The organism is Cupriavidus basilensis, assembly GCF_000832305.1.
Lineage (GTDB): Bacteria > Pseudomonadota > Gammaproteobacteria > Burkholderiales > Burkholderiaceae > Cupriavidus > Cupriavidus basilensis_F.
In genome coordinates this window covers 2,183,419-2,201,450 of the sequence record NZ_CP010537.1, presented here as the reverse complement: position 1 = coordinate 2,201,450, position 18,032 = coordinate 2,183,419, and the positions used below count along the sequence as shown (strand labels likewise).

General features: G+C 64.3%; 14 protein-coding genes. 8 read left to right on the top strand and 6 right to left on the bottom strand.

All coding sequences use genetic code 11. From position 1 onward, the window contains the following. The first annotated feature begins 24 nt into the window (after window positions 1-24). Together RR42_RS30420 and RR42_RS30415 are read left to right on the top strand one after the other, a co-directional pair. On the top strand, window positions 25-1,896 hold the full coding sequence (locus RR42_RS30420) for an amidohydrolase (RefSeq protein WP_043355502.1): 1,872 nt from the start codon (window positions 25-27) through the stop codon (window positions 1,894-1,896). 66 nt (window positions 1,897-1,962) lie between these two features. Beyond that, window positions 1,963-2,250, top strand: a complete 288-nt coding sequence (locus RR42_RS30415; protein WP_043355501.1) for a XapX domain-containing protein — start codon at window positions 1,963-1,965, stop codon at window positions 2,248-2,250. Window positions 2,251-2,396: 146 nt separating this feature from the next. Here RR42_RS30415 and RR42_RS30410 read toward each other — a convergent pair whose 3' ends face one another. Continuing rightward, on the bottom strand, window positions 2,397-2,615 hold the full coding sequence (locus RR42_RS30410; RefSeq protein WP_043355498.1) for a DUF2188 domain-containing protein: 219 nt from the start codon (window positions 2,613-2,615) through the stop codon (window positions 2,397-2,399). 86 nt (window positions 2,616-2,701) lie between these two features. After that, the gene (locus RR42_RS30405; protein ID WP_043355496.1) at window positions 2,702-3,427 is read right to left on the bottom strand and encodes a GntR family transcriptional regulator; all 726 of its coding nucleotides are present in this window, start codon (window positions 3,425-3,427) and stop codon (window positions 2,702-2,704) included. A gap of 170 nt (window positions 3,428-3,597) precedes the next feature. Between RR42_RS30405 and RR42_RS30400 the strand changes: the two genes are divergently transcribed. The 4 genes from RR42_RS30400 to RR42_RS30385 all read left to right on the top strand — a co-directional run bounded on the left by RR42_RS30400 (window position 3,598) and on the right by RR42_RS30385 (window position 10,989). Further along, on the top strand, window positions 3,598-4,818 hold the full coding sequence (locus RR42_RS30400) for a pyridoxal-phosphate-dependent aminotransferase family protein (protein WP_043355494.1): 1,221 nt from the start codon (window positions 3,598-3,600) through the stop codon (window positions 4,816-4,818). 261 nt (window positions 4,819-5,079) lie between these two features. Next, a complete protein-coding gene (locus tag RR42_RS30395) occupies window positions 5,080-6,348 on the top strand; it encodes an MFS transporter (RefSeq protein ID WP_043355492.1) in 1,269 nt (422 codons plus the stop codon). Between the two features lie 75 nt (window positions 6,349-6,423). Further along, entirely contained in the window at window positions 6,424-9,468 is a 3,045-nt protein-coding gene (locus RR42_RS30390; protein WP_043355490.1) for an FAD-binding and (Fe-S)-binding domain-containing protein, read from the top strand. Between the two features lie 450 nt (window positions 9,469-9,918). Further along, window positions 9,919-10,989 (top strand): porin, encoded by a 1,071-nt coding sequence (locus RR42_RS30385; protein WP_043358224.1) that lies wholly within the window; start codon window positions 9,919-9,921, stop codon window positions 10,987-10,989. A gap of 117 nt (window positions 10,990-11,106) precedes the next feature. On the opposite strand, the gene RR42_RS30380 is transcribed toward RR42_RS30385, so the two are convergent. The 3 genes from RR42_RS30380 to RR42_RS30370 form a co-directional block, all read right to left on the bottom strand. Then, a complete protein-coding gene (locus tag RR42_RS30380) occupies window positions 11,107-11,736 on the bottom strand; it encodes a trimeric intracellular cation channel family protein (protein ID WP_173430735.1) in 630 nt (209 codons plus the stop codon). Beyond that, window positions 11,733-12,998 (bottom strand): M20 family metallopeptidase, encoded by a 1,266-nt coding sequence (locus tag RR42_RS30375; protein ID WP_043355486.1) that lies wholly within the window; start codon window positions 12,996-12,998, stop codon window positions 11,733-11,735. The genes RR42_RS30380 and RR42_RS30375 overlap by 4 nt, the downstream gene beginning before the upstream one ends. A gap of 231 nt (window positions 12,999-13,229) precedes the next feature. After that, the gene (locus tag RR42_RS30370) at window positions 13,230-13,925 is read right to left on the bottom strand and encodes a VIT1/CCC1 transporter family protein (protein ID WP_043355485.1); all 696 of its coding nucleotides are present in this window, start codon (window positions 13,923-13,925) and stop codon (window positions 13,230-13,232) included. Between the two features lie 337 nt (window positions 13,926-14,262). Between RR42_RS30370 and RR42_RS30365 the strand changes: the two genes are divergently transcribed. Both RR42_RS30365 and RR42_RS30360 read left to right on the top strand, forming a co-directional pair. Then, window positions 14,263-15,471 carry a hypothetical protein gene (locus tag RR42_RS30365; protein WP_043358223.1) on the top strand — a complete coding sequence of 403 codons (1,209 nt, stop codon included), beginning with the start codon at window positions 14,263-14,265 and terminating at the stop codon, window positions 15,469-15,471. 109 nt (window positions 15,472-15,580) lie between these two features. Beyond that, complete coding sequence (locus RR42_RS30360; RefSeq protein WP_236702239.1) at window positions 15,581-16,144, top strand: c-type cytochrome; 564 nt, start codon at window positions 15,581-15,583, stop codon at window positions 16,142-16,144. A 110-nt stretch (window positions 16,145-16,254) separates the two neighbouring features. On the opposite strand, the gene RR42_RS30355 is transcribed toward RR42_RS30360, so the two are convergent. Next, window positions 16,255-17,994, bottom strand: a complete 1,740-nt coding sequence (locus tag RR42_RS30355) for a glycosyltransferase family 39 protein (protein WP_052495081.1) — start codon at window positions 17,992-17,994, stop codon at window positions 16,255-16,257. Between the last annotated feature and the right edge of the window lie 38 nt (window positions 17,995-18,032).

Below are 18,032 nucleotides of genomic sequence, written 5' to 3'. Positions count from 1 at the left end.
GTTGCCATCGACCGGAGCCTCACCATGGATGCCGCCGCCAAGCCCGAACTGATTCTGATGAACGGGCGCTTTGCCACGCTCGACCGCGCCAACCCGCAGGCCGAAGCCGTAGCCATCAGCGACGGCAAGTTCATCGCCGTCGGCACCCGGCACGAGATCATGCAACTGGCCGGCGCCGCCACCAAGGTGGTCGACCTGCAAGGCCGCCGCGCCATTCCCGGGCTGATCGACAGCCACATGCACATCATTCGCGGCGGGCTGAACTACAACATGGAGCTGCGCTGGGATGGCGTGCGCTCGCTGGCCGATGCCATGCGCATGCTCAAGGACCAGGTGGCGCGCACGCCCGCGCCGCAGTGGGTACGCGTGGTCGGCGGCTTCACCGAGCATCAGTTCGCCGAAAAGCGCCTGCCGACCATCGAGGAGCTGAACGCGGCGGCGCCGGACACGCCGGTGTTCATCCTGCACCTGTACGACCGCGCCATCCTCAACGGCGCCGCCCTGCGTGCCGTGGGCTATACCAAGGACACGCCGAACCCGCCGGGCGGCGAGATCGTGCACGACAAGGCGGGAAATCCCACCGGCTTGCTGCTCGCTAAGCCAAACGCCACCATCCTCTACGCCACGCTGGCCAAGGGCCCCAAGCTGCCGCCCGAATACCAGAAGAACTCCACGCGCCATTTCATGCGCGAGGTGAACCGTCTTGGCGTGACCGGCGTCATCGACGCTGGCGGCGGCTACCAGAACTACCCGGAGGACTACCACATCATCGAGGAGCTGCACAAGGACGGCCAGCTCACGGTGCGCCTGGCCTACAACCTGTTCACGCAAAAGCCCAAGGACGAGCTCAGCGATTTCAGCGGCTGGTCCAAGCAGATCAAGCCTGGCCAGGGCGACGACCTGTACCGCCACAACGGCGCCGGCGAGATGCTGGTCTACAGCGCCGCCGACTTCGAAGACTTCCGCGTCGAGCGGCCCGACATGCCACCGTCGATGGAAGGCGACCTGGAGCCGGTGATCCGCCTGCTGGCGGAGAACCGCTGGCCCTGGCGCCTGCACGCCACCTACAACGAGACCATCTCCCGCGCGCTGGACGTCTACGAGAAGGTAGCGAAGGATGTGCCCTTCGATGGCCTGCACTGGTTCTTCGACCACGCCGAGACCATCACCGACCGCAACATCGACCGCATCGCGGCGCTGGGCGGCGGCATCGCCGTGCAACACCGCATGGCCTACCAGGGCGAGTATTTCGTCGAGCGCTACGGCGCGCGCGCGGCCGAGGCCACGCCGCCGATCAAGCGCATGCTCGAGCGCGGCGTCAAGGTCGGCGCCGGCACCGATGCCACGCGCGTGGCCTCGTACAACCCGTGGGTGTCGCTGTACTGGCTGACTACCGGCAAGACCGTGGGTGGGCTGTCGATGTATCCGCAAGCGAACCTGCTCGACCGCGAAACGGCGCTGCGGCTGTGGACCGAAGCCAATACCTGGTTCTCCTCCGAGGAAGGCAAGAAGGGCCAGATCCAGGCCGGCCAGCTGGCCGACCTGGCGGTGCTGTCCGCCGACTACTTCAGCGTGCCCGGAGACGAGATCCAGGACATCACCTCGGTGATGACGGTGCTGGGTGGCAAGGTGGTGTATGGCGATGGCGACTTCGGCACGCTGGCGCCGCCGCTGCCGGCCGCCATGCCGGACTGGGCGCCGGTGCGCGCTTTTGGCGGCTACCAGCCACGGCGAGCGCCCGGCGCGCAGGCGCTGGCCGTGACGGCTGGCTGCGGCTGCGCGAGCGCCTGCGGCGTGCACGGCCATGCGCACGCGGGCGCGTGGCAGTCCAGCGCGCCGGTGTCGGACCACCGCGGGTTCTGGGGCGCGTTGGGTTGCTCCTGCTGGGCATTCTGATGGCAGGGAGCACGCTTTGGCCCGCACCACCATCCTGAGCGGCGGCTACTTCCAGGGAGAAGGACCATGAAGCTGTTTCTTGTTTCGTTCGGCGCGGGGATTCTGGTTGGCATCATCTATGCGCTGTTGCAGGTCCGCTCGCCGGCCCCGCCCGCCATTGCCTTGATCGGGCTGCTTGGGATGCTGGTTGGCGAGCAGGTGGTGCCTACCGCGAAGCGCTTGATGGCCGGCGAGCCGATCACCGTTGCGTGGTTCCGCGCCGAGTGCGTGCCCAAGATCAGTGGAGCGCCGCCCGCGCCGGCACAGGGGGCGGCGGCAACGGTGGCCAGCACGGGGGGCAAGAACGGCACGTAGACGCCAGCCCACGCGGGGACATGGCGTCAGGACCTGGGCTTATGTCCCGGATTGCCCTTCCGGCTGCTGGATGCCATGTCGTGCCGTTCGGTTTCGCTTATCGGTTTCTCTCATCCGTCTCGCTTATCGGCTTGGCCATCTTCATGCTATATCGAGCGAGGCTCATGCCCGAAGCTGCTGCGGGTATGGATCTGTCCGTCCTGTCCGTGAATCAATAACTCGACCTGCTCGCGCTGGGCGTCGCGCGTGCCGGCCTCCACGGCGTCTTCCTGGGACGCGTGATGCGAGTTGGCATACCGCGCGCCCTCCTGGATCACGTCCCATCCGGAACCGTGTGGCAAAACGTGGATGTTATGGGCTGTCATGACAATCTCCCGTGGGGGTCTTGCAGATAGCGGCTGACTCCATTTTGGTCCAGTGCCAGCACATGGCTATCGGAGACCGTCTGACTTTAGTCGTTATGGGCAGGCGGGTCGCCGACCGGATCCGGATGGATCTGCATGATGGCGTCGCGCTTCTCCAGCAAGTGGCGCTTGAGGATGGCGCCAAGCAGCTTGCCGTCACGCGCTTCCAGTGCCTTGATCATGTCTTCGTGATCATGCACGGCGCGGTCCCACTTGTCCGTCTGGTGGTTGGAGCGAAAGCGCAGCGCCTTCAGGCGGCGGTTGATGCCCTGGTAGGTCTGGCGCAGCGCGGTGTTGCGGGCCGCCTCGTTGATGCGGTCGTGGATTTCCTGGTTGCGGCTGTAGTAGCCCGGCAGGTCGTTCTGCACGCGGCAGGCCAGCATCGAATAATGCAGCGCCTTGATCTCGGCGAGCTCGGCCGGCGTGATGCGCTCGCAAGCCAGCTCGCCCGAGAAGGCTTCCAGGCCGCTCATCAGCTCGAACGTTTCCCAGACTTCCGCCTCGGTCATGCGCGAGACGCTGGCGCCCCGGTTGGGCGAGATCTCGATCAGGCCCTCCGCCGCCAGCACCTTGAACGCCTCGCGCAGCGGCGTGCGGGAGATGCCCAGCGTTTCACATAGCTCACGCTCGTTGAGCTTCATGCCCGGGGACAGCACGCCTTCCACGATGAACTTGCGCAGGTGGTCGACCACGGTGTCGTGCAGCCGCTGGCGCTCAACCTTGGGGAGGACCGCGGCAGGGCGCGTGAGGTCGTTGCCAGATGGATTCTGCATTCAAAGTCCTTATCTTTGCGTTTTTCGCATTCTACTGCATCTCCTGGCAGGCACCCAGAACCGGGGTAAACACCCGGTGTTCAGGCCAAAACAGCGCTTGGATGTGGCGCGCTTCGTCTGCTAAAGTATTTTGAATGCAAAATGCATAATTCACAAAGGAGGAACAACCCATGATCAAACTCGACTTCCACCCCGCCGGCCGCCACTTCCTGCAGATCCCCGGCCCGAGCCCCGTGCCCGACCGGATCCTGCGTGCCATGAGCTACCCGACCATCGACCACCGTGGCCCGGAGTTCGGCGCGCTGGGCCGCAAGGTGCTGGCGGACATCAAGAAGATCTTCAAGACCGAGCAGCCGGTCATCATCTATCCGGCCTCTGGCACCGGCGCCTGGGAGGCTGCACTGACCAACACACTGAGCCCCGGCGACACGGTGCTGATGTTCGAGACGGGTCACTTCGCCACGCTGTGGAAAAAAATGGCGCAAGCGCTCGGGTTGAAGCCGGAATTTCTCGGGCTGCCGGGCGTCGAGGGCTGGCGCCATGGCGTGCGGGCCGACATGATCGAAGCCCGCCTGCGCGCCGACAGCGCGCACGCCATCAAGGCGGTGTGCGTGGTGCACAACGAGACCTCGACCGGCGTGACCTCCGACGTCGCTGCGGTGCGCCGCGCCATCGACGCGGCCGGCCACCCGGCGCTGCTGCTGGTGGACACCATCTCCGGCCTGGCCTCGGCGGACTATCGCCATGACGAGTGGGGCGTGGACGTGACGGTATCGGGTTCGCAGAAGGGGCTGATGCTGCCGCCGGGGATCAGCTTCAATGCGCTGTCGCCCAAGGCCATCGCGGCCAGCAAGGCGGCAAAGCTGCCGCGCGCGTTCTGGGCCTGGGACGAGATCATCGAAGCCAACAAGAACGGCTACTGGCCGTACACGCCGAACACCAATCTGCTCTATGGCCTGTCCGAGGCACTGGACATGATCCTGGAGGAGGGCCTGGACAACGTCTTCGCGCGGCACCAGCGGCTGGCCGAAGCCACCCGCCGCGCGGTGCGGGCCTGGGGCCTGGAGATCCAGTGCGCGGATGCCTCCATGTACAGCCCCGTGCTGACGGGCGTGATGATGCCCGACGGCGTGGACGCCGACGAAGTGCGCAAGCGCATCTATGAACGCTTCGACATGTCGTTGGGACAGGCGCTGGGCAAGATCCGCGGCAAGATGTTCCGCATCGGGCATCTCGGCGACTGCAACGACCTCACGTTGATGGCCACGCTGTCCGGCTGCGAGATGGGGCTGAAGCTCGCCGGCGTGCCGGTGGCGGCCAGCGGCGTGGTGGCGGCGATGGAGTACCTGGCATCGCATGCGGATAGCCCGGTGCTGAAGGCCGCGGCATAAGCCAGCACGGGAGGGCAGGGCGGCCTTCCTGAACCCGCGCAAGGCAACAAGAAGTTAACCAGTGCAAGCAGGCGTGGCTTCACTCCTTGGGGTGAGGTCAGGGACAGGTGCCGCCCATTTTTGCCATTCGGCAGCCATGCCACCGCCTGTGGGCGGTAGCGCGAACTGGCCATGGAGCCGGCCATAGAGCCGGCCGCGATGAATTTGCCCTGGCCCCGGCGTCCCGCCGGGCGGGCAGGAATAACACAACGGAGACAAACCATGAAGCGCCTGCGTGCAACCAGCGTCGTGCTGGGGATGCTATGCATCATGTATTTCATCACTTACCTGGACCGCGTCAATGTGAGCACGGCCGCGGCCGGCTTTGGCCAGGAGTTCAACCTCAGCAAGACCGAGATCGGCCTGGTGTTCTCGGCCTTTGCGTATCCCTACCTGGTGTTCCAGATCATCGGCGGCTGGGTGAGCGACCGGTTCGGCGCCAAGCGCACCCTGATGGTCTGCGGCGTGCTGTGGGCTGCTGCCACGTTGCTCACTGGCTTTGCCGGCGGTCTGGTTTCCCTGCTCGCCGCGCGCTTGCTGCTGGGCCTGGGCGAGGGCGCTACCTTTCCGGCTGCCACCGCCGCCATGGCACGCTGGGTGCCCAAGGAAAAGCGCGGCTTCGCGCAGGGGATCACCCATGCCTGCGCCCGGGTCGGCAACGCCGTGGCCCCGGCCGCGGTTGTCGCCATCATGGCGGTCTACGGCTGGCGCGAGTCGTTCTACATCTGCGGCGCGATCAGCCTGGTCTGGGTGGCGCTGTGGGCGGTGACGTTCACCGAGCATCCGAAGGACCATCCCCGCATGACCCCGGCAGAACTCGAGACGCTGCCGGCCCCCAGGAAGAAGGCTGCCGACGTGCCCTGGCGCCGCCTGTTCAAGCGCATGGCCCCCGTGACCATCGTCTACTTCTGCTACGGCTGGACCCTGTGGTTGTTCCTGAGCTGGATTCCGCAGTACTTTCTGCATAGCTACGACCTGGACCTGAAGAAGTCCGCCATCTTTGCCTCCGCCGTGTTCTTTGCCGGCGTGATCGGCGATACCCTGGGCGGCGTCGTCACCGACAAGCTCTACGACCGTACGGGCAGCCTGAAGCGCGCGCGCAGCGCGATGGTGGCGGTCTGCATGCTGCTGACCATGTTGTCGCTGCTCCCCCTGTTGTTTACGCACAACCTCTATGTCTCGATGGCTTGCCTGGCCGCCGGCTTCTTCTTTGCCGAGATGACGATCGGGCCGATGTGGGCGATTCCCATGGACATCGCGCCGGAGCATTCCGGCACCGCGAGCGGCATGATGAATTCCGGCTCGGCGCTGGCCGCGATCATCTCGCCGGTGCTCTCGGGCTACCTGATCGACCGCTTCGGCAGCTGGGAGCTGCCCTTTATCGGCAGCATGGTGCTGATGGGCGTCGGCGTGATCCTGGCCTTGCGCATGCAGCCAGAGAGCAAGTTCGAAGCCGAGCCCGCGGATGCCTCGAAGCCGTTGCGCGCCTGAGCCACGCAGAACTGATCCTCGCATGACAAGGCGCGCCGGCACGGCACCGCGCCACACAAGCCCTGGTAGAAAGCCATGAACCCATCCTCCTCCCCGATGCTCGTCAAGCCGATCCATCTGGTGCCGTCGCCGGGCCGCGCCGGCCCGGCCCTGTCGCCGCTCTCGGCCCGTTTGCGCAAGGAACTGCGCGGCGACGTGTTCTTCGACCGCGCCACCCGGGGCCGCTACGCCACCGATGCCTCCATCTATCAGATCACGCCGATCGGCGTGGTGGTGCCGCGGGACCAGGCGGACCTGTTGCTGGCGCTGGAGATCGCCCGCGACGAGAAGGCCCCGGTGCTGGCGCGCGGCGCCGGCACCAGCCAGTGCGGCCAGACGGTTGGCGAGGCGCTGGTGATCGACAACAGCAAGTGGCTGAACAACGTGGTGGATTTCGATCCCGTGGCCGCCACCGTCACGGTTGAGCCCGGCATCGTGCTGGACCACCTCAACGCCTGGCTCAAGCCGCACGGGCTGTGGTTCCCGGTGGATGTATCGACGGGGGCGCAGTGCACCATCGGCGGCATGGCCGGCAACAACTCTTGCGGCTCGCGCTCCATCGAGTACGGCAACATGGTGCACAACGTGCTGGGCATCGATGCCGTGCTGGCAGATGGCAGCCAATGCCATTTCGGCACGCTCAAGGCACCCGTTTCCGACGCGCGCGTGGCGGGCATTCTGCAGGGCTTGCAACGCATTGCCACGCGCGAGCGCGACGAGATTGCCGAGCGCATGCCCAAGGTGCTGCGCCGTGTGGCCGGCTACAACATCGACCTGTTCGCATGCCAGAATCCGCGCGCCTATACCGACGACGGCTACGCCAATCTCTCGCATATCCTCGTGGGCTCGGAAGGCACGCTGGCTTATAGCCGCCAGGTCACGCTGAAGCTGTCTGCGCTGCCGCGGCACAAGGTGCTGGGCGTGGTGAATTTCCCCACGTTCTACCAGGCCATGGACATGACGCAGCATATCGTCAGGCTCAAGCCGGTTGCGGTGGAACTGGTGGATCGCACCATGATCGACCTGTCGATGGAGAACCCGGCGTTCCGCCCCGTCATCGAGAGCGCCTTGTCTGGCGAGCCGCAGGCCATCCTGCTGGTCGAGTTCGCGGGGGAGGAACACAGCGCGCTGCTGGCGCAGCTCGACGACCTGGCGGCGCTGATGAGCGACCTGGGGTTGCCCGGCTCGGTGGTCAAGATGGCCGACGCCAAGTCGCAGAAGGCGTTGTGGGACGTGCGCAAGGCCGGGCTCAATATCATGATGAGCATGAAGGGCGACGGCAAGCCGGTTTCCTTTATCGAGGATTGCGCCGTGCCGCTGGAGCACCTGGCCGAGTACACCCGCCGGCTTACCGCCGTGTTCCACAAGCACGAGACCGAAGGCACCTGGTATGCCCATGCCAGCGTGGGCACGCTGCATGTGCGCCCAATCCTGGACATGCGGCGCGACGGCGCGGAGCGCATGCGAGAGATCGCCGAGGAAGCCGCCGAGCTGGTGCGCGAGTACAAGGGCGCGTACTCCGGAGAACACGGCGATGGCCTGTGCCGGGGCGAATGGGTGGCCTGGCAGTATGGCCCGCGCATCAACGCCGCCTTCGGCGAGATCAAGGCGCTGTTCGATCCGGACAACCGCTTCAACCCGGACAAGATCGTACGCCCGCCCAGGATGGACGCGCGCGAGAACTTCCGCTTTGCGCCGGGCTATGCCGCCTTGCCGCTCACGCCGGCGCTCGACTGGTCCGCATGGAACGTCAGCCGCAACCCGCTCACCGGCGAGGAAACGGCGCCCGGCACGGGCACCGACCGCGCCGGCGGCCTGGCTGCGGCGGTGGAGATGTGCAACAACAACGGCCACTGCCGCAAGTTCGATGCGGGCACCATGTGCCCGAGCTATCGCGTGACCAAGGACGAGCAGCACGTCACGCGCGGCCGTGCCAATACGCTGCGCCTGGCAGTGTCGGGGCAGCTGGGCGATGACGGCCTTGCCAGCCCCGAAGTCAAGGAAGCGCTCGACCTGTGCGTCGCCTGCAAAGGCTGCAAGCGCGATTGCCCGACCGGCGTGGACATGGCCAGGTTCAAGATCGAAGCGCGCCATGCCTGGGCCCGGCGGCACGGCATCACCCTGCGCGAGCGCATGGTGGCGTTCATGCCGCGCTATGCGAGCGTGGCGAGCCGCCTTGCCGCACTGCTGGCGCTGGCCGATGGCATCCCCGGCATCTCCGGTGTGGTGAAGCGGGCCATGGGGTTCGCGCCGCAACGCTCGCTGCCGCGCTTCAAGGCCGCGTTCCTGTCGAAAGCCAAGGCAATGCGCCAGGGCGGGGAGGGCCGCGAAGTCATGCTCTTCGTCGACACCTTCAGCAACTACATGGAGCCGGAGAACGCACTGGCGGCGCAGCAGGTGCTGGAGGCGGCGGGCTACACGGTGCATTTCAACCGCCGCGAAGGCGAGCGCCCCTTGTGCTGTGGCCGCACCTTTCTTGCGGCGGGGCTGGTGGACCAGGCCAGGGAGGAGGCGCGGCGCCTGCTGGATGCGGTCAAGCCCTATGTCGATCGCGACATTCCCATCGTCGGCCTGGAGCCTTCGTGCCTGCTGTCCCTGCGTGACGAGTTCCTGAGCTATGGCTACGGCGACGACGCCAGGAAGCTGGCCGCGCAGGCCTTCCTGTTCGAGGAGTTCCTGGTGCGCGAGAAGGCAGCCGGCCGCCTTGCGCTCGATCTCGATGCGCTGCAGACGAGCGAGGCCGTGGTGCACGGCCACTGCCACCAGAAGGCATTCGACGCCTTCACCCCGGTGCAGACCGTGCTGGGCTGGATCCCCGGCCTGAAGGTCTCCCCGGTGGAATCGTCCTGCTGCGGCATGGCGGGCAGCTTTGGCTACGAGGCCGAGCATTACGAGGCGTCCAAGGCCATGGCCGAGCTGGCGCTGCTGCCCGCGGTGCGCAAGCGCGCCGCCAATGCCATCGTGGTGGCCGACGGCACCAGCTGCCGCCACCAGATCCTGGACGGCGCCGACACCGAGGCCATGCACGTGGCGCGTGTGCTGGCGATGGCGCTGAAGCGGCAGGGCGGGCCTCAGGCCTGATGCGCGCGCGGTTCACCGCGGTGGTGCCCTGGCCACGCAGCGATCGCTGCGTGGATCGCTGTCTTGCCAAGGGGTGAATCCACCGGCCCGGAGGGTGCGCTACCGCCACAGTGTGGCAACTCCATGCCCTGGCGGCATAGCCTGGCAGGTCCTTCTGGGCTCTCGCCAAACTCGCTGCCTTACTGCAACTCAAGCGCGTGGGTCGCGTCCCCGCTTAGCGCCGCGCACGCCCTCAGGGCGATGCTTCACTGGCCGCCTGCCCGAACAGTTATTCCCGTATGCGGAACAATAGATGTTTATATCTGATAACTATTTACTTATTGCTGTCACATAAGTGCCTTACGATGCGTCACTCGCATGGAGTTGGCCTTGGTTGTCTCGCCTTCTCGCCAAGGCAGGCTTCCCCGGTAGCGCGACCCTACCGGATCAATCAGAAACCGAAAAATGATCATGAAAAAACCTCTCTTCGTTTTGGCAGCAGCTGCTGCGTGCGCCGTGTCCACCGCTGCTTCGGCGCAATCGTCCGGCGTGACGCTTTACGGCATCGCCGATGCCGGCGTTAGCTTCCAGAGTCACGTGCAAGGCCCTAACGGTGGCGGCTCGGTCACAGGCGTGACGTCCGGTGGCCTCTCCGGTTCGCGCTGGGGCATTCGCGGTGTGGAGGACCTGGGTAATAACCTGAAGGGCATCTTCGTGCTGGAAAGCGGTTTTGACCTCGACACGGGGAAGTCCGGCCAAGGCAACCGCTTGTTTGGCCGTCAGGCCTATGTCGGCTTGCAGAGCAACTTCGGCGCAGTCACGCTGGGCCGCCAGCAAAACGCCCTGTATGACCTGTTCGGCGCCTACGACCCGATGGCGGTCGGCAGCAGCTACTCGCTCAACTCGGTCGATACCCAGGGCTTCAACGGCCGCGCCGACAACGCCGTCAAGTACACCGGCAAGTTCGGCGGCCTGACCGCCACGGGTTTCTACAGCTTCGGCCGCGATAGCAACGTCGCCAATGGTGGGGAAGTGCCCGGTAGCTTCCGGGTTGGCAAGAACTTCGGTGGCGGCTTGGCGTACGCGAACGGCCCGGTCTCGGTGGGTGTCGCGTATGACCAGTACCAGGGCAGCACCATTGCCACGTCCGGCGCTGCGGCCAAGCGCGCCGCAATCGGTGGCGCGTATGCGTTCGGCGATGCCAAGGTGTTCGCCGGCTATCGCTGGATGCGCGATGAGGTCACCAGCGCGACCGCAGTCCGCCAGGACAACCTGTACTGGCTGGGCGCGCTGTATAAGTTCACCCCTGCCTTCAGCCTGACCGGCGCGGCTTACTACACCGACGCCCGCAAGGACAGCAACAGTTCGTGGATGTACGTCTTGAATGCCGACTATGCCCTGTCCAAGCGCACCGATGCCTACGTGCTGCTCGGCTACGTGAAGAACAAGGGGCAGGCAACCTACGGCGTGACCAACACAATGAACACCCTGCCTGGCCAGAACCAGACCGGCGCCATGGTTGGCGTGCGTCACCGCTTCTAATAGCGCTCGCGATTTCAGCCAGCGTGCTGTCGGGGTGCGCTGGAGACAAGTCATATCGACCTTGCCTTTGTTCACTGGGTGCAAGGACGCTTGGCCGGCAGATCTGCCGGCCTTTTTTCAGTGCGCGGCGTCCGTCTTGTGAAAAACAGGAAGGCTCCAGGAATAGCGGAGCGCAAGCAGGCGGATTGCGAAGCAGATCGACGCCGCGAACCAGGGCGTAACTGCCACCCTCCATTCCATGAATTGTCCAAGCACCTGCAAGGCTGCGCCAACCAGTGCGGCAAGTGCATAGATTTCCTTCTGCAGGATGATCGGTACGCGATTGAGCACCACATCTCGCGCCACGCCGCCGCCGACCGCGGTCACCATGCCGAGCACGATGGCCACCTCGATGTTGTGGCCAAACAGCAGCGCCTTGTGTGCGCCAACGACAGCAAAGAAGCCCAGTCCAAGCGAGTCAAAAAAAACGACAGGATGCTGAAGATGGTCGACGATTGGTCTCGCCCAGATTGCCATCGCCGCGGCCAATGCCGAGGTCGCGAGATACCGCCAATCGGAGATGCCCACCGGCGGTAACGAGCCCAGGCAGAGATCCCGAACGATGCCTCCCCCGCAGGCTGTCATGTAGCTGATCGCGACGACGCCGAACAGATCGAGGCGTTTCTGTTCGGCGGCAAGGGCACCGCTGACTGCAAAGGCGAAGGTACCGAACAGGTCGACCAAGGCAAAGAGACTGTGTTCCATCATGCCTCTTGATGACCGCAAAGCCAGGCAGACGCGGCTGTCAACATGGCCTGCAGCCCCGTTTCCAGCGTCGGGTGGATGACCGGTGCAAACTTGGGCGAGTGATTGCTAGGTATCTTGTTGATTTGCTTGTCCTTCTTGGCCTGCGCATACACACTGGGGTCGGTACCGCCGACGAACCAGAAGACGTACGGCACATTCCACGTACGCCCGAAGATGCTGAAGTCTTCGCTTGCCGACGCCGGAGCCGTCTCATAGGCCTGGTCGCCAAACTGCGCCTTGAAGGCCGCCGCGATCTTCTGCGTCGACGCATCGTCGTTTTCGGTTAGCGGGTAACTGCTGAGGGTGGTGAACTCGGGCGGCCGCTCGGCGTTGGAGGCATCGCACTCGGCGCAGCAGATTCGCCTGACGGATGACAGCATGTACTCGCGCACATCTTCGTCGAAGGTGCGCATATTGAGCTTGATCGTGGCATCGTCGGGAATGATGTTTTCCTTGGTGCCGGCCTGCAGCGAGCCAATGGTCAACACGGCATTGTCCAGCGGCGAGATTTCACGCGAAACGATGGTTTGCAGACGTAAAGTGGTGGCGGCAGCCATGATCACCGGATCGATGGCGGTCTGCGGTTGTGAGCCATGTGACCCGCGGCCGAATAGTTTGATCTTCAAGCTGTCACCGGCTGACAAGATAACACCTGGGCGGTAGCGGACCGTTCCACTCAGTCCTACCATCACGTGCTGGCCCAGGATAATGTCTGGCTTGGGGAAGCGCCCCTCCCCCCAATCCTGAACCATGCTCGCCGCACCCCGGCCCACTTCCTCGCCGGGCTGGAACACGAGCATGACAGTGCCTTTCCAGGCGTCGCGATGCTCTGCAAAAATGCGCGACGCCCCCATCAGCCATGTCACGTGCAGGTCGTGTCCGCAGGAGTGGGCCACGCCGACCTCTACACCATCTTCATCTTTTGCCTTGACGGTGCTGGCATAGGGCAGGCCCGTATTCTCCGCCATGGGTAGCGCATCCATGTCGGCGCGCAGCATCACGGTGGGGCCTTCGCCATTGCGCAATACGCCGACGACGCCCGTGACGCCAACCGCGCGCGTCACCGCGTAGCCGAGCGCTTCGATGTAGTCGGCCGCGAGCTTGGCGGTGCGAACCTCTTGCATCGACAGTTCCGGGTGCTGGTGGATATCCTTGTAGATCGTTTCGAGTTCCCCCAGCAGTTTCCCGCTACAGATAGTCAGGGCCTGGACGAGCGGATTCATGGCAACCTCCGGATCGCGAATAGGCAGGATGCCTCATGCCATCGCGCAATGGCTATCCCGCTTCGCCGATGAGGATATGTAGCGTTTCAGTATAGTGCTCAATCTGCCGGTCCGTGATTCAGGAGCATGCCTGTCCATTCGATACCACCGCGGCGCATTCGGCTTGTGCTTAGCTAGAGCGGGAGCCTTTCAAGCGGCGCCCCGAACGCCGCGCCGTCGAGCTAAGGAGTTTCAGCCTGTCCTGCCAAACAACAGGCCGATGCCCGATGACACAGCCATGGCCAAGGCACTCCAGAAGACCACGCGGATAACGCCCGGGCCGACCCTCGCACCGCCGGTTTTTGCAGCCAGGCCGCCCAGGGCAGCCAGCGATATCAACGCCGAGATCACTATGCACGGGATCACTGCCGATTCGGGGGCAAGCGCTGCGACGGTAGCCGGCAGGGCAGCGCCGACCGAAAAACTGCTGGCGGAAGCCAGCGCGGCGTGCAAAGGCCGTGCGGCGGTCGCAGTCGAAAGCCCCAGTTCATCGCGTGCATGCGTGCCGAGGGCGTCGTGCGCCATCAGCTTTTCGGCAACCTGCCTGGCAAGCGAAAGATCCAGGCCACGGTGCATATAGATCGCGGTCAGTTCTTGCTGCTCGCGTGGAAAATCGGCGTCGAGTTCAGCCTGTTCCTGGAACAAGGCCGCCGCTTCGGTATCTGCCTGAGATGAAACTGATACGTATTCCCCTGTTGCCATCGACATGGCTCCTGCGACCAGACCCGCGGCTGCCGTGAGCACGATATTTGCGTGAGCGGTGTGTGCCGATGCCACGCCGATAACGAGACTTGCGGTCGATACGATGCCGTCATTGGCGCCGAGCACCGCGGCACGCAGCCACCCAATGGCCTCAACACGATGCTGTTCTTTATGTCGCCTGGGCATATTTCCTCATCAAGAGGGTTGGAAGAATCGCCTGGACGGCGGCAAAGGGGATCGTCGAAGTCGCGGCTGGCCGCCCGCATCCGCTGCAACTTGACGCAGCACAAGCTTTTTGCGTCGGAATTCCTGTTCAAAGGTTACTTGATTTTCTAGGATTGGAAAAAGTGCCAGCCTAAGAACGTAATCCAAAGGGAAGCCGGGGGACATGATGAGGGCTTACACACGGTACGCCGTAAAGGCGCTATTGACGCTCGCCTGCGTGGTTGCTCTGCTGCCGAGGGAGGCAGAGGCGGTTCCCGCCTTTGCCCGCCAGACGGGCATGGCCTGCATGGCGTGCCATGTGAGTTTTCCCGAACTGACCCCGTTCGGCCGTTTCTTCAAGTTGACTGGCTACACCTTGACGAACAACACCACCATTCCAGTCTCGGCAATGGTGCAGGTCTCAAAAACACATACCAGGACGCTTGACCGGGCCAATTACGACTTCCTGCGCGATGGCGATACTACGTTGCAGCAGGCTAGCGTCTTCTATGCCGGCCGCATCGTTGACCATGTGGGTGCCTTTGGGCAATGGACCTACGATGGCATCGCCCACCATGCCGCGCTCGACAACACAGATATCCGCGCCGCGTGGCACCTGACAGATAACGATGTCGACTTCATCTACGGCATGACCGTCAACAACAACCCGACGGTCTCCGACGTGTGGAACAGCACGCCAGCTTTCGGTTATCCCTACGCGTCGAGCAGTGTTTCGCTCACGCCAACGGCGAGCACGCTCATCGATGGCGGGCTGGCGCAACAAGTGGCGGGCGCGTCCGCGTACCTCTTCTGGCAGCGCAGCCTCTATGTCGAATTTGGCCTATATCGGACGGCCGACCAGGCATTCTCGGTATTCCGGACCGGACAAGATAGCAACACACCGGGGGGCGTAGCACGCCTGAGTGGCGCGAACCCATATTGGCGCGTGGCGTACAACCGGGAGTGGGGCCCGCACTCCATCATGGCGGGCACCTTCGGCCTGATAGCCAGCCGGTATCCGGACAACACGCTGCCCGGCACGCCCACGGACCGCTTCAGCGACTATGCGTTGGACGCGCAGTACCAGTACCTCACGCTACCTCATGCCTTTACTGCCCAGGCAGCCTGGATCTACGAGAAACAGGACTGGCGCGCGAGCTTTCCCAGCGGCGGCATAGGCGCTGGCCCCACACCGGCGAACCCGACCGACCACCTCACGACCTTCAAGGCCAAGGCATCCTATATCTACCAGCGCAAGTATGGCGGCACGCTGGCTTACTTCTCGACCACCGGAAACGCGGATACGGGCTTGTACGCTCCGGCGCCGGTCACAGGCAGTGCCAATGGATATCCCGACACGCGCGGGCTGATCTTCGAGCTCAACTATCTGCCTCACCCGCAAGTCAAGTTTGCGGTGCAGTACACGTGGTTCCTTAAATTCAATGGTGCACGTTCGAACTACGACGGTAACGGCAGGAATGCTGGCGATAACAACACGCTATATCTGCTCGGCTGGTTTATGTTCTGAACGAGCCACCGGCAACATCTGCCGTTGGAGATTTTCTGGGCTGGGTACGACTATGAAAATGACGCTGACCATCCGTGTACCGTTGATTGCGCTGCTGACCTTCACGGGCATGGGCATGACGATCATCCAGGCCTATGGCGAGGATGGCGCCAAGCTCGCTGCCCAGCTATGCGCAACTTGCCATGGCATTCACGGGCGAAGCGAATCGCCGATGTTCCCCCGGCTTGACGCTCAGACACCTGAATACCTGGAGGCGCAGCTCAAAGGCTTTCGGGAGCATGCGCGTGGCGAAACGGAGGCGCGTTCATTCATGTGGGGCATCGCGTCACAACTTGACGACGCAACCGTCCGATCGCTGGCCGAGTACTATGCAGGTCAAACTGCGGCACCCGGTGCGGCCGGAGACACGGCACTGATGTCCAAGGGGCAGACCATCTTCGAGCATGGCGCTCCCGATGACGGGGTGCCAGCCTGCGCGTCCTGTCATGGCGCGCTGGGACAGGGTGCGGCGCAATTCCCGCGACTTGCCGGGCAGCATAAATCCTATCTACTACGTCAGATCGAGGCTTTCAGGGACAAGTCGCGCGGCAATGCACCGGTCATGAGTGCGGTCGCACACAATCTGAATACCGATCAAGCCAACGCCGTTGCAACCTATCTGCAATCCAGGTGATTCGGATTCAGTCATATTTTGATTGTGTTTGTTGGGTCGGCAAAGGGATCGGACCCGGCGCACATAGGTCGGTGACCGATTTGCTCGCGAAGGCGCCGGGTTCAAGAACTTCAAGGCGCTTGGCGGCCAAGCAAAGCCGCCACCGGAAAGTTAGCCACCACGATGCGCCGCTGGTCTTGCGCAACCAGGTGCATGGGCAGCTGGCGCGTTGTCAGCTCGCGGTAGGTATCGGCGGACATGATCGCCAGTGCCGGCGGCCCCTCGCGCCAGCGGGCGATAAAGCTGTCGAGCGTGGGCAGCCATTTCTGCGGCTCCTGCCGGGTGCCGAACTCCAGCTCGTCGGGGTGTTCCACCATCACGGTGGTGTGGCGCAGATAGTACGGCAGGGTGTGGTCCAGTGTGCGCACGCCGTAGATCGGCATGTCGTCCTTGAGTACCGCCCGGATGGTTGGCACCAGGCTGGCGCCCGAGGCCGGGCCGCCGATCGATTCGTGCCCGAGCAGCGCGGTGGTAAAGCCGGTGAGCAGCGCTAGCGTGTAGGCCACGATGCTCGGCATCAGGCCGTGGGTGCGCAGCAGCCGGCGCGCCAGCCACGTGCCCGCCAGCATCACGACAAACGCGGCGGCCACCCAGACCGCGTAGCGGCGGTAGTCGGCGACCGCAGTGTGGTTGGAATGCAGCGTGGCCACCACCGGGCTGGCCAGCAACCCGATCGCCATGATTACCAGCATGGCGTTGAGCTGCCGTCGCCAGCCGCGCTCGCCGATGCGCTCCAGCGCCATGGCTGCCAGCATGCCGAGCGCCGGGAAGACCGGCACGATATAGCCGGGCAGCTTGGAGCCGGACAGGCTGAAGAAGACAAAGATGGCGATGGCCCACACAGCCAGCAACAGCGCTGGCCGCAGGCGCCGAACCGTCGCCACGCGGGCTGCGGCGCCATCGTCGCGCACCACCTCCCACATGCGCGGCGCCAGCCCCAGCCAGGGCACGAAGCCCGCCACCAGCAACGGCACGAAGTACCAGACCGGCCCGCCGCGCGAGTGCACTGTCGACGTATAGCGTTGCCAGTGCTCGTGGATAAAGAAGAAATTCGGGAATTCGGGGTTGCGCGCCGACACCAGCCAGAACCAGGGCACCGTCGCGATCAGCATCAATGCGATGCCGGAGATCAGGTGCAGGCGCCGCCACAGCCCGAAGTCACGCGAGATCAGGGTGTAAATCACCAGCACCAGCCCGGGCAGGGCGATGCCCACCAGGCCCTTGCTCAGGATCGCCACGCCCATGGCCACCCAGCAGGCCCACATCCAGTAGCGGCGGGCCGCAGGCGTGGCGTCGGGATGCTGTGCCACCAGCATGAAGGCCAGCACGCAGGCCATGGCGCCGGACAGCGTCATGTCCAGCGAGTTGAAGTGCGAGGCCACGCTCCACATCGGCGCGGCCACCAGCACCAGCCCGGTCAGCAGGCCAGCGCGAATGCCATACCAGCGCATTGCCGCAAACATCGACGCGATGAGGCCAACCATGCCGGACAGCGCCGCGCATAGCCGGGCCTGCCAGTCGCCCACGCCGAACAAGGTATACGACAGCGCCGTCACCCACATATGGAAAGGCGGCTTCTCGAAGTACTTGAGCGCGTTGTAGCGGATCGTTACCCAGTCCCCGCTGGCGAACATCTCGCGCGAGATCTCGGCGTAGCGGCCTTCATCGGAGCTGAGCAGGTGGCGAAAATCCAGCGTGCCGAACCACAGCAGCAGGATCAGCAGGCCGGTGAGCAGCCACAGGGCTGTGGGCAGGCCGGCCACCTGCCGGGCGAAGAACGCTGGGGAGCGAGAGTCGGATTGGGGATGCATTGGAGCTCCGGATAAGAATGAAGTCCAGCCGTGCACGA

What these genes read in the sequence shown, in the direction of transcription:
- RR42_RS30420 (WP_043355502.1), top strand. Translation starts at nt 25, where the DNA reads ATGGATGCCGCCGCCAAGCCCGAACTGATTCTGATGAACGGGCGCTTT.
- RR42_RS30415 (WP_043355501.1), top strand. Translation starts at nt 1,963, where the DNA reads ATGAAGCTGTTTCTTGTTTCGTTCGGCGCGGGGATTCTGGTTGGCATC.
- RR42_RS30410 (WP_043355498.1), bottom strand. Translation starts at nt 2,615, where the DNA reads ATGACAGCCCATAACATCCACGTTTTGCCACACGGTTCCGGATGGGAC.
- RR42_RS30405 (WP_043355496.1), bottom strand. Translation starts at nt 3,427, where the DNA reads ATGCAGAATCCATCTGGCAACGACCTCACGCGCCCTGCCGCGGTCCTC.
- RR42_RS30400 (WP_043355494.1), top strand. Translation starts at nt 3,598, where the DNA reads ATGATCAAACTCGACTTCCACCCCGCCGGCCGCCACTTCCTGCAGATC.
- RR42_RS30395 (WP_043355492.1), top strand. Translation starts at nt 5,080, where the DNA reads ATGAAGCGCCTGCGTGCAACCAGCGTCGTGCTGGGGATGCTATGCATC.
- RR42_RS30390 (WP_043355490.1), top strand. Translation starts at nt 6,424, where the DNA reads ATGAACCCATCCTCCTCCCCGATGCTCGTCAAGCCGATCCATCTGGTG.
- RR42_RS30385 (WP_043358224.1), top strand. Translation starts at nt 9,919, where the DNA reads ATGAAAAAACCTCTCTTCGTTTTGGCAGCAGCTGCTGCGTGCGCCGTG.
- RR42_RS30380 (WP_173430735.1), bottom strand. Translation starts at nt 11,736, where the DNA reads ATGATGGAACACAGTCTCTTTGCCTTGGTCGACCTGTTCGGTACCTTC.
- RR42_RS30375 (WP_043355486.1), bottom strand. Translation starts at nt 12,998, where the DNA reads ATGAATCCGCTCGTCCAGGCCCTGACTATCTGTAGCGGGAAACTGCTG.
- RR42_RS30370 (WP_043355485.1), bottom strand. Translation starts at nt 13,925, where the DNA reads ATGCCCAGGCGACATAAAGAACAGCATCGTGTTGAGGCCATTGGGTGG.
- RR42_RS30360 (WP_236702239.1), top strand. Translation starts at nt 15,581, where the DNA reads ATGGGCATGACGATCATCCAGGCCTATGGCGAGGATGGCGCCAAGCTC.
- RR42_RS30355 (WP_052495081.1), bottom strand. Translation starts at nt 17,994, where the DNA reads ATGCATCCCCAATCCGACTCTCGCTCCCCAGCGTTCTTCGCCCGGCAG.